The 13,953-nt window shown below is 54.9% G+C and carries 12 protein-coding genes; 6 read left to right on the forward strand and 6 right to left on the reverse strand.

Features of this window, described 5'->3' with window-relative positions:
• Nucleotides 1-11: 11 nt before the first annotated feature.
• Both uraA and upp read right to left on the reverse strand, forming a co-directional pair.
• Complete coding sequence (gene uraA / locus B880_RS0112365; protein WP_017347733.1) at nucleotides 12-1,295, reverse strand: uracil permease; 1,284 nt, start codon at nucleotides 1,293-1,295, stop codon at nucleotides 12-14.
• 77 nt (nucleotides 1,296-1,372) lie between these two features.
• A complete protein-coding gene (gene upp / locus B880_RS0112370; protein WP_017347734.1) occupies nucleotides 1,373-1,999 on the reverse strand; it encodes a uracil phosphoribosyltransferase in 627 nt (208 codons plus the stop codon).
• A gap of 219 nt (nucleotides 2,000-2,218) precedes the next feature.
• Between upp and purM the strand changes: the two genes are divergently transcribed.
• Entirely contained in the window at nucleotides 2,219-3,259 is a 1,041-nt protein-coding gene (purM, locus tag B880_RS0112375) for a phosphoribosylformylglycinamidine cyclo-ligase (protein ID WP_026042607.1), read from the forward strand.
• Nucleotides 3,256-3,894 (forward strand): phosphoribosylglycinamide formyltransferase, encoded by a 639-nt coding sequence (gene purN / locus B880_RS0112380; protein ID WP_017347736.1) that lies wholly within the window; start codon nucleotides 3,256-3,258, stop codon nucleotides 3,892-3,894. The genes purM and purN overlap by 4 nt, the downstream gene beginning before the upstream one ends.
• Before the next feature lie 81 nt (nucleotides 3,895-3,975).
• Here purN and pstB read toward each other — a convergent pair whose 3' ends face one another.
• Genes pstB through B880_RS0112395 form a run of 3 tightly spaced genes read right to left on the reverse strand, consistent with a single transcriptional unit; the run spans nucleotide 3,976 to nucleotide 8,446 of the window.
• Nucleotides 3,976-4,743 (reverse strand): phosphate ABC transporter ATP-binding protein PstB, encoded by a 768-nt coding sequence (pstB, locus tag B880_RS0112385; protein ID WP_017347737.1) that lies wholly within the window; start codon nucleotides 4,741-4,743, stop codon nucleotides 3,976-3,978.
• An 11-nt stretch (nucleotides 4,744-4,754) separates the two neighbouring features.
• Entirely contained in the window at nucleotides 4,755-6,365 is a 1,611-nt protein-coding gene (gene pstA / locus B880_RS0112390; RefSeq protein ID WP_017347738.1) for a phosphate ABC transporter permease PstA, read from the reverse strand.
• Nucleotides 6,362-8,446 (reverse strand): ABC transporter permease subunit, encoded by a 2,085-nt coding sequence (locus B880_RS0112395; RefSeq protein ID WP_026042609.1) that lies wholly within the window; start codon nucleotides 8,444-8,446, stop codon nucleotides 6,362-6,364. Before B880_RS0112395 ends, pstA begins: the two co-directional genes overlap by 4 nt.
• Before the next feature lie 215 nt (nucleotides 8,447-8,661).
• Here B880_RS0112395 and ppk1 point away from each other — a divergent pair, with 215 nt between their 5' ends.
• The 4 genes from ppk1 to B880_RS27100 all read left to right on the forward strand — a co-directional run bounded on the left by ppk1 (nucleotide 8,662) and on the right by B880_RS27100 (nucleotide 13,160).
• Nucleotides 8,662-10,722, forward strand: a complete 2,061-nt coding sequence (gene ppk1 / locus B880_RS0112400) for a polyphosphate kinase 1 (RefSeq protein WP_017347740.1) — start codon at nucleotides 8,662-8,664, stop codon at nucleotides 10,720-10,722.
• Between the two features lie 5 nt (nucleotides 10,723-10,727).
• Nucleotides 10,728-12,260 (forward strand): exopolyphosphatase, encoded by a 1,533-nt coding sequence (gene ppx / locus B880_RS0112405; protein ID WP_017347741.1) that lies wholly within the window; start codon nucleotides 10,728-10,730, stop codon nucleotides 12,258-12,260.
• The gene (gene tehB / locus B880_RS0112410; protein WP_017347742.1) at nucleotides 12,257-12,850 is read left to right on the forward strand and encodes a tellurite resistance methyltransferase TehB; all 594 of its coding nucleotides are present in this window, start codon (nucleotides 12,257-12,259) and stop codon (nucleotides 12,848-12,850) included. Before ppx ends, tehB begins: the two co-directional genes overlap by 4 nt.
• Before the next feature lie 124 nt (nucleotides 12,851-12,974).
• Nucleotides 12,975-13,160: a YfgG family protein gene (locus B880_RS27100; protein WP_017347743.1), complete on the forward strand. Its 186-nt coding sequence runs from the start codon at nucleotides 12,975-12,977 to the stop codon at nucleotides 13,158-13,160.
• A 125-nt stretch (nucleotides 13,161-13,285) separates the two neighbouring features.
• Here B880_RS27100 and B880_RS0112420 read toward each other — a convergent pair whose 3' ends face one another.
• The gene (locus tag B880_RS0112420) at nucleotides 13,286-13,801 is read right to left on the reverse strand and encodes a helix-turn-helix transcriptional regulator (RefSeq protein ID WP_017347744.1); all 516 of its coding nucleotides are present in this window, start codon (nucleotides 13,799-13,801) and stop codon (nucleotides 13,286-13,288) included.
• Nucleotides 13,802-13,953 lie beyond the last annotated feature (152 nt).

A 13,953-nucleotide genomic window follows, 5' to 3' on the forward strand; every position in this document is an offset into this window, starting at 1 on the left:
CGCCGCTTCACTTAATGCTGTGAAGTTTCATCAGCATCCAGCACCACTTCTTCCGGGCGCAGACGTGAAATCACATGGAAAATCAGGCTCAGCAATACGCCCACGATGGTCGCCAGTGCCATACCTTTCAGCTCGGCTGCACCAATGTGGATTTTCGCGCCGCTGACGCCAATGATCAAAATAACCGCCGTCAGGATCAGGTTCTGTGCTTTGCTGTAATCGACTTTGGATTCGATCAGCACGCGAATACCGGACGCGCCGATCACGCCGTACAGCAGCAGAGACACACCGCCCATCACCGGCACGGGAATTGCCTGAATGATCGCCGCCAGCTTACCGATGCACGACAGCAGGATAGCGATAATCGCCGCGCCACCAATCACCCAGGTGCTGTAGACACGGGTAATCGCCATAACGCCAATGTTTTCGCCGTAGGTAGTATTCGGGGTCGAACCGAAGAAACCGGAGATCACGGTAGACAAACCATTAGCAAACATCGAACGGTGCAGGCCTGGGTTACGAATCAGGTCTTTTTTGACAATGTTTGCCGTCACCACCAGGTGGCCGACGTGTTCTGCAATCACCACCAGCGCGGCAGGTAAAATCGTCAGCATCGCCGCCCACTCGAAACGCGGGGTGTAGAACATCGGTAGCGCGAACCAGTGCGCACTTTCAACTCCGCTCCAGTCAACCACGCCCAGCGCAGCGGCCAGCACATAGCCTGACACCACACCAATCAGGATGGGGATAATCGCGAGGAAACCCCGGAACAGCACCGAGCCAAACACGGTAACGCCGAGGGTAACCAGTGAGATGAGAATGGTTTTGCTGTCTGCGCTGGTGCCTTCAGCGGGCAGTAATCCTGCCATGTTCGCCGCCACGCCCGCCAGCTCCAGACCAATAACCGCGACGATAGCCCCCATCACCGCCGGTGGGAACATCACATCCAGCCAGCCGGTGCCGGCTTTTTTCACGATCAGCGCCACCAGGCAGAAAATCACGCCACAAAGAATAAAGCCGCCGAGTGCCACTTCATAGCCTAATGGCAACAGCAGCAGCACCGGGGAAATAAATGCAAAGCTGGAGCCCAGATAGGCAGGAATTTTACCCTTACAGATAAACAGGTAAATCAGCGTACCGATACCGTTGAACAGCAGTACGGTGGCCGGGTTGATGTGGAACAGAATGGGCACCAACACCGTCGCGCCGAACATCGCAAACAGATGTTGCAGGCTGAGTGGTATGGTTTGTAACAGCGGTGGGCGCTCACTGACGCCAATCGCACGACGAGTCATTTATTTCCCCTTAAGTGGTGTCATTCCTGTCAGACATAAAAAAGCCGACTCTCCGGTCGGCTCTGCGATAACTTTATTTATTTGGTACCGAAAATCTTGTCACCCGCGTCGCCAAGACCGGGGATGATGTAACCTTTGTCATTCAGGCCCTGATCGACCGAAGCGGTATACAGCTCCACGTCCGGGTGCGCTTTTTCCAGTGCGGCAATCCCTTCCGGCGCGGCAACCAGTACCAGCACTTTGATCGAGGTACAGCCGGCTTTTTTCAGCAGGTCAATGGTTGCGATCATTGAACCCCCGGTTGCCAGCATCGGGTCAACCACCAGCGCCAGACGCTCTTCAATATTAGAAGCTAGCTTCTGGAAATAAGGTACTGGCTCCAGCGTCTCTTCGTCGCGGTAGATACCCACCACACTGATACGCGCGCTTGGTACATGCTCCAGCACGCCTTCCATCATGCCCAGACCTGCACGCAGAATAGGCACTACGGTGATTTTTTTACCTTTGATCTGCTCAACGGCAACCGGGCCATTCCAGCCCTCGATAGTAACCTTCTCAGTTTCGAGATCGGCCGTGGCTTCATAGGTCAACAGGCTGCCTACTTCCGACGCCAGTTCGCGGAAGCGTTTGGTACTGATATCCTGCTCACGCATCAAGCCCAGTTTATGTTTGACCAGCGGGTGTTTGACTTCCACGATCTTCATTGGTGTTCTCCCGGAAAATGAGTTGAGCTAAAAAAAATCGCCGGATTATACCGCTTTTTTTTCACTGCACAACCAGACTTGAATCAACTATAGATTTTTTTTTCCTGTTAGTGAAAATCCTGTCAGACGCAATTCGGGACTCGCAAACGTTTGCCTGCGCTGATAGAATTGCCGCGCTTTATGTTAACCACCAACCGCAACTCGCGTGGGGATTCCGCAGTGACCGACAAGACCTCTCTCAGCTACAAAGACGCCGGCGTTGATATTGATGCTGGTAACGCTCTGGTTGACCGTATTAAAGGCGTAGTGAAAAAGACCCGCCGCCCGGAAGTAATGGGTGGACTGGGCGGTTTCGGTGCGCTTTGTGCGCTGCCGCAAAAATACCGTGAACCTGTGCTGGTCTCCGGCACCGATGGCGTTGGCACCAAGCTGCGCCTGGCGATGGATCTGAAACGCCATGATGCTATTGGTATCGATTTAGTCGCTATGTGCGTCAACGATCTGGTGGTACAGGGCGCTGAGCCGCTGTTTTTCCTCGATTACTATGCCACTGGCAAACTGGACGTAGACACTGCATCCAGCGTCATCAGCGGTATCGCCGAAGGCTGCCTGCAGTCAGGTTGTGCACTGGTTGGCGGTGAAACCGCAGAGATGCCAGGCATGTACCACGGCGAAGACTACGACGTTGCTGGTTTCTGTGTCGGCGTGGTGGAAAAATCCGAGATCATTGATGGCTCCAAAGTGAAAGATGGCGACGTGCTGATTGCGCTGGGTTCCAGCGGCCCGCACTCCAACGGCTATTCACTGGTGCGTAAAATTCTCGAAGTCAGCCAGACTGACCCACAGACCAAACAGCTGGAAGGCAAGCCACTGGCAGACCACCTGCTGGAACCGACTCGCATCTACGTGAAAAACATCCTGAGCTTGATTGAACAGGTTGATGTTCACGCGATTGCTCACCTGACCGGTGGCGGCTTCTGGGAAAACATCCCGCGCGTGCTGCCAGACAACACGCAGGCAGTGATTGACGAGAAGAGCTGGGAATGGCCAGCCGTGTTCAACTGGTTGCAGCAGGCAGGCAACGTTAGCCGTCACGAGATGTACCGCACCTTTAACTGTGGCGTGGGTATGTTGATTGCCCTGGACGCAGCAGAAGCGGATAAAGCGGTTGAACTGATGACTGCTGCAGGCGAAAAAGCCTGGAAAATTGGCGTGATTAAAGCGTCTGATGCTGAAGAGCGTGTGGTAATTAACGCATGAAACGGATTGTCGTCCTGATTTCCGGCAGTGGTAGTAACCTGCAGGCAATCATCGACGCCTGTGCTCAACAGCGCATTAACGGCAGCGTTGCTGCCGTTTTCAGTAACAAAGCAGGCGCTTACGGTCTGGAACGCGCGCGCGCGGCGAATATTCCCGCCCACGCCCTCAGCCCGAAAGCGTTTGCCGATCGTGATGCGTTTGATTACGCGCTGATGGATCAGATCGACCAGTACCAACCCGATCTGATCGTGCTGGCCGGTTACATGCGTATTCTCAGCCCCACGTTTGTTCAGCACTATCTGGGCCGGATGTTAAACATCCACCCCTCCCTGCTGCCTAAGTATCCCGGATTACATACCCATCGCCAGGCCATTGAGAATGGTGATGCGGAGCATGGCACGACCGTGCATTTTGTCACCGAGGAGCTGGATGGCGGGCCGGTTGTGATACAAGCCCGCGTCCCGGTGTTTGCTGAAGATAGCGAGGAAGAGCTGATTGCGCGTGTGTTACATCAGGAGCATGCCATCTATCCGCTGGCGGTTAACTGGTTTACCACCGGTCGCCTCAGTATGCAGAACCAGCAAGCCTGGCTTGATGGGGCTCAGCTTCCTGCACAAGGCCACGCACACGAGTAGCTGCCCGTTTGATGTTGTTCTGGCTGTCATCGAGCCATAGCCTGATGACAGTTCAGACATTTTCCTGTTTATCCCTGCCAATCAGCCATAGCGCCCGGTAATATAGTCTTCCGTACGTCGTACTTTAGGCGAAGTGAAAATACGATCGGTCTCGCCAAACTCCACCAGCGCGCCATTGTGCATAAACGCCGTGTAATCAGAAACACGCGACGCCTGCTGCATGTTGTGCGTCACCAGCACCAGGGTGAAATGCTGCTTCAGCGAGTGCATCAGCTCTTCGATCACCAGCGTAGAGATCGGGTCCAGCGCCGAGGTTGGTTCATCCAACAACAGCACTTCTGGCTCAATGGCGATCGCGCGGGCAATCACTAAGCGCTGCTGCTGCCCGCTGGAGAGCGTCAGGGCATTCTGTCCGAGGTGATCCTTCACCTCTCCCCATAACGCTGCCGCGCGTAACGCGCGCTCACAGGCTTCGTTTAACACTCGCCTGTCGCGTACGCCCTGCAACCGCAGACCATAAATCACATTCTCATAGATTGATTTCGGAAACGGGTTAGGACGCTGGAACACCATCCCCACACGACGGCGCAAGGCGGAAAGATCCTGCTGTCCATGCAACACAGACTCCTGCTCCAGCAAAATCTCACCGCTGATACGGCAGTTATCGATCACGTCATTCATGCGGTTAAAACAGCGCAGCAGCGTAGATTTGCCGCAGCCCGAAGGGCCAATCAGCGCGGTGATCTGCTGCCGGGGAATGTGCAGATTAATATTATGTAGCGCCTGCCGTTCGCCATACCACAGCGATAATTGATCAACGGTCAAAGCAACATCAAAATCGGGCGTCATAAGCAGGCCTGTTAATGAACCAGTAAACGGTAGCGCTCACGCAGACGATGGCGTAATGCCATTGCCAACAGGTTAAGCGATAAAATAATCATCACCAGCAGCAGAGCCGTGGCATACACCAGCGGACGATCGGCCTCAACGTTCGGGCTCTGGAACGCCAGATCGTAAATCTGGAAACCGAGATGCATAAACTTGCGATCGAGATGCAGATAGGGGAATACCGCATCCACCGGTAGCTCGGGGGCCATCTTCACCACGCCAACCAGCATCAGCGGCGCGGTTTCTCCCGCTGCGCGTGCCACCGCCAGAATCAAACCGGTCAACATCGCAGGCACCGCCAGCGGCAATACCACGCGCCACAAGGTTTCCCACTGCGTTGCGCCCAACGCCAGCGAGCCCTGACGCAAGGTTTCAGGAATACGTGACAACCCCTCTTCTGTGGCGACAATCACCACCGGCAGGGTTAATAATGCCAGCGTCAACGAAGCCCAGAGCAAACCAGGTGTCCCAAAGGTCGGGCCGGGTAGCGCCTGCGCATAGAACAGTTGGTCAATCGTGCCGCCCACCAGCCAGATAAAGAATCCGAGGCCAAACACGCCATAGACAATCGACGGTACGCCCGCCAGATTCACCACCGCAATGCGCACCATGCGCGTCAGCGCGTTGCGCCCGGCATACTCATGCAACCACACGGCCGCAATCACCCCTAATGGCATCACAATCACCGACATCAACAGCACCATCAGCACCGTGCCAAAAATGGCCGGGAACACGCTGCCCTCACTGCCGCCATCGGCCGGTGAATCACTGACAAAATGCCACATCTGTTGCAGCGTATGCTGGATTTTATCGCTGCTGCTCAGCGCGTTGGGATACCAGGCAGCCACCACCTGGGTTAGCGGGATAGCATGTTGCTCGCCTTGCACATCACGCAGTAGCAGATAGTCACGCTGGCTTTCCAGCTGCAGGGCCGATAGCCGCTGCCCGAGCAGGCTCAGCTGACGCTGTAGCGCCGCTTGATTGGCCTGATTTTGTGACAAATCCCGCTGACTTAATTTCTCATCGCTGGCCTGGTGCACCAGAGTTTCCAGTTGGCGATTAATTCGCGCCATTTCGACCCGGCGTAAATGACTGATTTGATGCTGAATCTGGTGTACCTGACGCAGTCGCTGCGCCAGCAACGCATTCGGATTGCGCGCGGTCAGCATCTCGGTGCCCTCACGCAGGCCATCAAACCAGCCATAAGCACTGCCGCCCATACGACGCTGTACCACCATCGCATCCGCAGGGTATGTCACGGCTAAGGCGGCTTGACTGTAAAGCACGCGGAAATCCGGCGCGGCCCAATCCCGGTTGCCGGTTTTAACCACATAGCGATGCACAAAACCGCTCGCCAGCTCAGGGGCGGCGTAGTGGTCATGATAGCTCACCGTTTCACCTAACAGACGCGTCATTCCCGCTTCTGGCTGTTGTAAGCTATACAGCGCCAGCGACTGAGGCCAGAAAGCACGAATGCCCTGCCAGCCCAGTAACCCGATCAGTAAGGTAAAAGCCAGCAGGCAGACGGTAACCGCACCCGCTGTTAGCCAGCGCCAGCGGTCGTTTTGTCTCATCGCTTTCATCCCTGCCCCTCATGCTGGCTATAACGTTGACGCAGCCGCTGGCGAATCAATTCCGCCAACGTATTAATCACCAGCGTAAATACCAGCAATACCAGGGCACTCAGGAACAGAATGCGATAATGCGCGCTGCCTGATGCCGCCTCTGGCATTTCGATGGCGATATTGGCTGAGAGCGCGCGCAGGCCGCTAAACAGCCCGCCGCTGGTTTGTGGCGTGTTGCCGCTGGCCATCAGCAAAATCATGGTTTCTCCAATGGCGCGACCAAAGCCAATCATCATCGCGGCAAAAATGCCGGCAGAAGCACCGGGCAATACCACGCGTGTCAGGGTTTGCCACGGTGTCGCCCCCAGCGCCAGCGACCCCTGCCCCAGCGAAGCCGGTACGCTAAACAGCGCATCTTCGGCCAGGGTAAAGATCAGTGGGATCAATGCAAAGCCCATCGCCAATGACGCGACCAGCAGATTGCGCTGGGCGTAATGCGGTAGCCAGATGCTGACATCCGGCAGAAAACGGCCTGGCAGCCACAGCGTTAACAGAGCGACAGCCAATAAAATCGGCAGCAGCACAAGCAGTTCGCGGCCAGCACGCTGCCAGCGTTTACCAAAACGTCCGCACAACAGCAATGTGATGGTAAGTGTCACAGGCAGCAACAGCACACCAGGCAGGGCATCACCAATGTGCGGGGCCATCCACAGCCCGGCAATCAGCCCTACCACCACGCTGGGCAGCGCGCCCATCATTTCAATCGCCGGTTTTATCCAACGGCGCATACCCGGTGACATAAACCATGCGGTATACATGGCGGCGGCCAGTGCCAGCGGCGTGGCAAACAGCAGTGCGAGGCCCGCGGCTTTCAAGGTGCCAGTGACCATCGGTACCAGGCTGAATTTAGCCTGATAGCTGTCCCCTGCGGCGGTGGACTGCCAGACCCAGTCAGGTTTGGGGTAGTTCTCATACCAGATTTTCTGCCAGAAGTTGCGCCAGTTGACGTCCGGCCAGGGATCATCCAGCTTATCGCGCTGCCAGCTTCCCGCACGTTCCAGCAAAAGCGCATCCCCGTTAGGTGAAAAGGCGGCTCCTGCGATACCCACATCGAGTTTGCGCTGCATAATCGGGACATCTTGCTTGCTGGCGAAGAGTTTAAACTCCCCTTCAGCAGTTAAGGTGGCAAAGACCCGGCGGTTAATCTCGGTAAACAACAGCGCTTCGCCGCTGCTTTCGGCATAGCGATGGACCTCCCGCAGGCGTGGGCCCTGTTCACCGCTAATGGCAAACCACTGGCTGATACCGGTAGCATCCTGAATGAGCAGTGACTCACCGCCAGACAGCAGATGGAGACTTTGCGGGATGCGCGGCAGCGAGTGTATTTCACGCAGATGAGGCACCGTGCCTGGGAAACTCCAGACCCGCAGTAGCTGACCGTCGAGGGTATAAAGCAGCGTACCGCGTGGTGATAGCAGGAGCTTATCCGCATGGCGTTGTGGAATATTAAGTATTTCCGGGATGTCGCTGTCGCGGTAGGTGATTACCTGAATACCCTGTGCATTCGCTTGTGCCATCCGCCAGCAGTTTGGCCCGCATTTCGCCAACGCCAGGGGTTGTCCGGCGTTGCCCAACGCGCTCAGGGGTTTATCGCCGAGAGGAAAACGCCACTGCGCCTGAGCGGATGTGGTATCTACCTGGAGTAGCAGCACACCCTGGGCAGTACGCAGCAGCATAGATTGCTGATCCGCCGCTACCGTCGCACTTTGTATGGGCGCATTCAGCGGCAGTATCGAGCCGGTAGACGGCTTGTCCAGGGGGATCAGTGCTGCATTGCCGCTGGCACCAATACGCCAGCCCACACTGCCACTGTTGCCCAGAGCCACCAGCGGAGATTTATCTTGCAGCGGTTGCGCCTGCCCTTGATGCAGAGAGGGCGACGAAAACAGCGGCAGCACCACCCAAATCAGCCAGAAAAACAGCAGCATCATCAATAGCAAAATGGCCATGCCACAACTGCTGATCAGTCGTCGGGCAAAGCTGTCCAGCCAGCGTCTGCGGCGGTCACTATAGTGAACAGGAATGTGATTAAGGCTCATGCATACCAGTGAAGCGGAAAATAAAACGCTATGTTGCCCGTAGCCGATTGATAAGACAACCATTGACGTTGGACAACGCTGCCATACTCTCGCCATAATGGACGTGGATAGTAAGCTCCGGTACTGAGAAAGTGAGTGAGGCGGGTGCTGATCCCTACAGCATCAACAAGAAAGCGGGACTACGCCTCATCCTGCAACCGCAATATGGAGTGAGAATGGGTCAGGAAAAGCTGTATATAGAAAAAGAATTAAGCTGGTTGTCTTTTAACGAACGCGTCTTACAGGAAGCGGCCGATAAATCAAATCCACTTATTGAAAGGATGCGTTTTCTCGGGATCTATTCCAACAACCTCGATGAGTTTTACAAAGTCCGCTTTGCCGATCTCAAACGCCGCATCTTAATCGGTGAAGAGCAAGGCACGCCCGGCCCGCTGCGCCATCTACTTAAAAAAATTCAGCAGCGCGTCATGAAATCCGAGCATGAATTCGATGCCCTCTACAATGAACTGCTGCTGGAGATGGCACGTAATCAGATCTTCCTGATTAACGAACGCCAGCTCTCGCCTAATCAGCAGGTGTGGCTGCGTCACTACTTCAAGCATGAACTGCGTCAGCACATCACACCGATTCTGGTGAACCACGATACCGACCTGACGGAATTCCTCAAAGATGACTACACCTACCTCGCGGTAGAGATCATCCGTGGCGACAGCATTCGCTACGCGCTGCTGGAGATCCCTTCCGATAAGGTTCCCCGTTTCGTGAACCTGCCGGCTGAATCCCCGCGCCGCCGCAAGCCAATGATTCTGTTGGATAACATCCTGCGTTATTGCCTGGATGAAATCTTTAAAGGCTTCTTCGACTACGATGCGTTAAACGCCTATTCGATGAAGATGACGCGCGATGCCGAATATGACCTGGTGACCGAGATGGAATCCAGCCTGCTGGAACTGATGTCCTCCAGCCTCAAGCAGCGTCTCACGGCCGAACCGGTCCGCTTTGTTTATCAGCGCGATATGCCCGATGCCATGGTTGAAATGCTGCGCGGTAAGTTCAGCATCTCCACCTTTGACTCCGTGGTGCCAGGTGGCCGCTACCACAACTTCAAAGACTTCATCGGCTTCCCGAACGTGGGTAAAAGCAACCTGGTGAATCGCCCGATGCCGCCGATCCGCCATATTGGTTTTGATGGTTTCCGCAATGGCTTCGATGCTATCCGTAATCGTGATGTGCTGCTCTACTACCCGTATCACACCTTTGAGCACGTGTTGGAGTTGCTGCGCCAGGCGTCATTTGACCCGAGCGTGCTGGCGATAAAGATCAATATTTATCGCGTGGCGAAAAACTCCCGCATCATGGATGCGATGATCCACGCCGCCTACAACGGTAAAAAAGTGACGGTGGTGGTTGAGCTCCAGGCGCGCTTCGATGAAGAAGCCAACATTCTCTGGGCTAAACGCCTGACGGAAGCCGGTGTACACGTTATCTTCTCTGCGCCGGGCCTGAAGATTCATGCCAAGCTGTTCCTGATTTCTCGTCGCGAAGGTGAAGAGATCGTCCGTTATGCCCATATCGGCACCGGTAACTTCAACGAAAAAACCGCGCGCCTGTATACTGACTATTCCCTGTTAACCGCCGATGCACGCATTACCAACGAAGTGCGCCGCGTGTTTAACTTCATCGAAAACCCGTACCGCCCGGTCAACTTCGAGCATCTGATGGTGTCACCGCAGAACTCGCGCCAAATGCTGTACCAGTTGATTGATGCCGAGATCGCCAACGCCCAGCAAGGGTTGCAGGCGGGCATCACACTGAAGATTAATAACCTGGTGGATAACGGCCTGGTTGATCGTCTGTATGCCGCTTCCGGTGCCGGGGTGAAAATCAATCTGTTAGTGCGCGGCATGTGCTCATTGATCCCTGACTTACCGGGTATCAGTGAAAATATTCGCGTTACCAGCATTCTTGACCGTTACCTGGAACACGACCGCGTCTATATTTTTGATAATGCCGGCGATAAAAAAGTCTTCCTCTCTTCGGCAGACTGGATGACGCGCAACATTGATTACCGTATCGAAGTGGCAGTATCGATCCTTGATCCACGCCTCAAACAGCGCATTCTCGATATCATTGCGCTCCAGCTTGGCGACACGGTCAAAGCACGTATCGTGGACAAAGAACTGGCCAACAGCTACGTACCGCGCGGCAACCGCCGTAAAGTTCGCTCGCAGTTAGCTATTTATGATTATATTAAGCAACTCGAACAGCCAGAATGACGCCTATGCCCATCTCAAACAACACAACGCCGAAGCCGCAGGAATTTGCCGCTATCGACCTGGGTTCAAACAGTTTTCACATGGTGATTGCACGCGTCGTGGACGGTGCAATTCAGGTGCTGGGACGCCTGAAGCAGCGCGTTCATCTGGCTGATGGCCTTGATGCTAACAATCGCCTCAGCGACGAAGCCATGGAGCGTGGTCTGAGCTGCCTCGCCCTGTTTGCCGAACGTTTACAGGGTTTTAGCGCCAGCAACGTGACCATTGTGGGTACCCATACCCTGCGTCAGGCGGTGAATGCCGATACCTTCCTTAAACGTGCCGAAGAGGTGATCCCTTTTCCTATTGAAGTGATCTCCGGCAACGAAGAGGCGCGTCTGATCTTTATGGGCGTGGAACACACCCAGCCACAGAAAGGCCGTAAGCTGGTCATTGATATCGGCGGCGGTTCCACAGAAATGGTGATCGGCGAGGATTTCGAACCGCAGCTGGTAGAAAGTCGCCGTATGGGCTGTGTCAGCTTTGCCCAGCTCTATTTCCAAAAAGGTGAAATCTCCGCAGATAACTTCCGTCGCGCACGTCTGGCGGCGGCGCAGAAGCTGGAAACCCTGGCATGGCAATATCGCCTGCACGGCTGGCAATATGCTCTGGGGGCCTCTGGCACCATCAAAGCTGCCTTTGAAGTTCTGCTGGCGATGGGTGAGAAAGAGAAAGTCATTACCCCCGAGCTGTTGGACAAGCTGAGTGACGAAGTGCTGAAGCATAAATCATTTGATGCACTCAGCCTGCCGGGCCTGTCAGAAGATCGTAAGTCCGTCTTTGTGCCCGGGCTGGCCATTTTACGCGGCGTATTTGATGCGCTGGCGATTCGCGAACTGAACTACTCAGATGGCGCGCTGCGTGAAGGCGTGCTGTATGAGATGGAAGGCCGTTTCCGCCATCGTGATATTCGCAGCCGCACCGCGCAAAGCCTTGGCAATCAATATGCTATTGATAATGACCAGGCAAAACGCGTACTGGAAACCACCGACAGCCTGTATCAACAGTGGCTGGAGCAGAACGAAAAGCTGGGCAACCCGCAGCTTGCCGCACTACTGCGTTGGGCCGCCATGCTGCATGAAGTTGGGCTGACCATTAACCACAGCGGGATGCAGCGCCACTCGGCGTATATTCTGCAAAACAGCAATATGCCAGGCTTCAATCAGGATCAACAGCTACTGCTGGCGGCACTGGTGCGCTTCCACCGTAAGGCGATCAAAGTCGACGATCTGCCGCGCGTCACCTTGTTCCGCAAAAAGCAGTTCCTGCCGCTGATTTTCCTGCTGCGCCTCGGTACGTTGCTGAACAATCAACGCCAGGCCACCACGCGCCCAGAGTCTCTGATCCTGAAAACAGATGACGGCCACTGGACGCTGGTGTTCCCACAGGGTTACTTCAGCCAGAATAATTTGGTGCAGCTCGATCTGGAGCGTGAGCAGAGCTACTGGAATGATGTCACCGGCTGGAAACTGTTGCTGGAAGAGGCCGATGCCCCATGAAAGCGGATAGCTACTTTGCCGAAACCTGGGGCCTGACCGCCCCGCATTCGGAAGTGCTGGAAGCATTGCCGCTGCTACCTGTGGGTAAAGCACTCGATCTGGGCTGTGGGCAGGGACGTAATAGCCTGTTCCTTAATCAGCACGGCTTTGACGTGACGGCCTGGGACCAGAACCCGCAGAGCCTGGCGCGGTTGAATGAGATTATCGCGCAGGAAGGTTTGCAGGGCATCAGCACTGAACTGCGCGATCTCAACCAGACGCGTTTTAATGGTGCTTATGAACTGGTCCTTTCCAGCGTGGTGATGATGTTTTTGCAGCCGGAGACCATTCCCCAGCTGATTGCCGATATGCAGGCCAGTACGGTGAAATATGGCTATAACCTGATCATTGCCGCGATGAGCACGGATGATTTCCCCTGCCCGGTGGATTTTCCGTTTACCTTCCGCTCAGGCGAGTTAAGCAATTACTACCGTAACTGGCACATTGTGAAGTACAACGAGCACCCCGGTGAGCTGCATAAAACCGATGCAGAGGGCAATCGCATCCGCTGTCGCTTTGCCACCCTTTTAGCGCAGAAAGCCAGCTATTAACCCGCCTTGCAGGTCGCAGCCGCGGCCTGCAAAATTGAATGTTTTTTCATCAATGTTTGCTTTCACCTGTGAGTTATGTCTAAATGTTGCTATCGCCCGTTATGGGTCTCAACAGGAACTTCGCGTGAACAGCGCCATTTCATCTCGACGACGTAAGAATGCCGGCAGTATGACCCGCATTGTGTTGCTGATTAGTTTTCTTATTCTCTTCAGTCGTTTGATCTTTATTCTGCCCGCTGCTTTCGAGCACCATCAGCAAAAAAACTCTGCGCCCCCGGCAACCAGCACTGTACTGAGCGATACGCGGTAACGTAATACGCACGGCATTTTTTGCTGCTGTCTACCGGTAGCTGCCCAGCTGTGCCTCTCGCCCGGTCATTTTATGCTGCTGTAACCACTCGGCTGATTTTATCTGCCTGCTGTATTGGCTCGTGCCTATTCCAGAGTGTCACTGCTGCTGATGCCGTAATGTGCCACTGCCTGCTGCAAATTGAGACGTAGAGTTACCTGCGCCACTTCCTGCACGGCCTCGGGCACGCGGTAATGACCACGGCCGTTTAGCCACGCCAGTACATCAGCCAGATGCCAGATACTGGCCTTCCCCTCGTGAACTGGCAGCGGAAATGCCGGGCTATGCGCCAGCATCAGTTTGCGCATGTTCTGTCGTGAGACACCGATGATTTCAGCAACATCGGTTAAACCGACAAAATCCGGGGCAGCTTCTGTCAACCGCACACCGGGGATTGCGGTATTTACGTCTCGTAAGGCGCTGAACAGGGCTTGCCGGGCCGTTGCGGCGCTGCGGGTAAATTCAAGTGCCAGCTTACCGGCAACGCCTGAGCCTACTAACGCGTCATCACAGCCCGCTGCGGCTAACTGCTCAATCAGTTGATCGACATTATGTGCAGCCGACGGCAACTGAAAAGTCAGCGTAAAACAGTACTCCTGCATAACTTCACTCCTTTTATTAATGCATCACCTTATCGGGTTAGACTTCGGGTGTCAATTGACAACCATGCTTAATTTTGCGGTTATTTTGCCCAAAATCAGCGGCCAATACAGTGTGAAAGCACAGAACTGGAAAGCCGCGCGCAAACATTCTC

Source organism: Pantoea sp. A4 (assembly GCF_000295955.2).
GTDB classification, from domain to species: Bacteria; Pseudomonadota; Gammaproteobacteria; order Enterobacterales; family Enterobacteriaceae; genus Pantoea; species Pantoea multigeneris.

What these genes read in the sequence shown, in the direction of transcription:
- uraA (WP_017347733.1), bottom strand. Translation starts at nt 1,295, where the DNA reads ATGACTCGTCGTGCGATTGGCGTCAGTGAGCGCCCACCGCTGTTACAA.
- upp (WP_017347734.1), bottom strand. Translation starts at nt 1,999, where the DNA reads ATGAAGATCGTGGAAGTCAAACACCCGCTGGTCAAACATAAACTGGGC.
- purN (WP_017347736.1), top strand. Translation starts at nt 3,256, where the DNA reads ATGAAACGGATTGTCGTCCTGATTTCCGGCAGTGGTAGTAACCTGCAG.
- pstB (WP_017347737.1), bottom strand. Translation starts at nt 4,743, where the DNA reads ATGACGCCCGATTTTGATGTTGCTTTGACCGTTGATCAATTATCGCTG.
- pstA (WP_017347738.1), bottom strand. Translation starts at nt 6,365, where the DNA reads ATGAAAGCGATGAGACAAAACGACCGCTGGCGCTGGCTAACAGCGGGT.
- B880_RS0112395 (WP_026042609.1), bottom strand. Translation starts at nt 8,446, where the DNA reads ATGAGCCTTAATCACATTCCTGTTCACTATAGTGACCGCCGCAGACGC.
- ppk1 (WP_017347740.1), top strand. Translation starts at nt 8,662, where the DNA reads ATGGGTCAGGAAAAGCTGTATATAGAAAAAGAATTAAGCTGGTTGTCT.
- ppx (WP_017347741.1), top strand. Translation starts at nt 10,728, where the DNA reads ATGCCCATCTCAAACAACACAACGCCGAAGCCGCAGGAATTTGCCGCT.
- tehB (WP_017347742.1), top strand. Translation starts at nt 12,257, where the DNA reads ATGAAAGCGGATAGCTACTTTGCCGAAACCTGGGGCCTGACCGCCCCG.
- B880_RS0112420 (WP_017347744.1), bottom strand. Translation starts at nt 13,801, where the DNA reads ATGCAGGAGTACTGTTTTACGCTGACTTTTCAGTTGCCGTCGGCTGCA.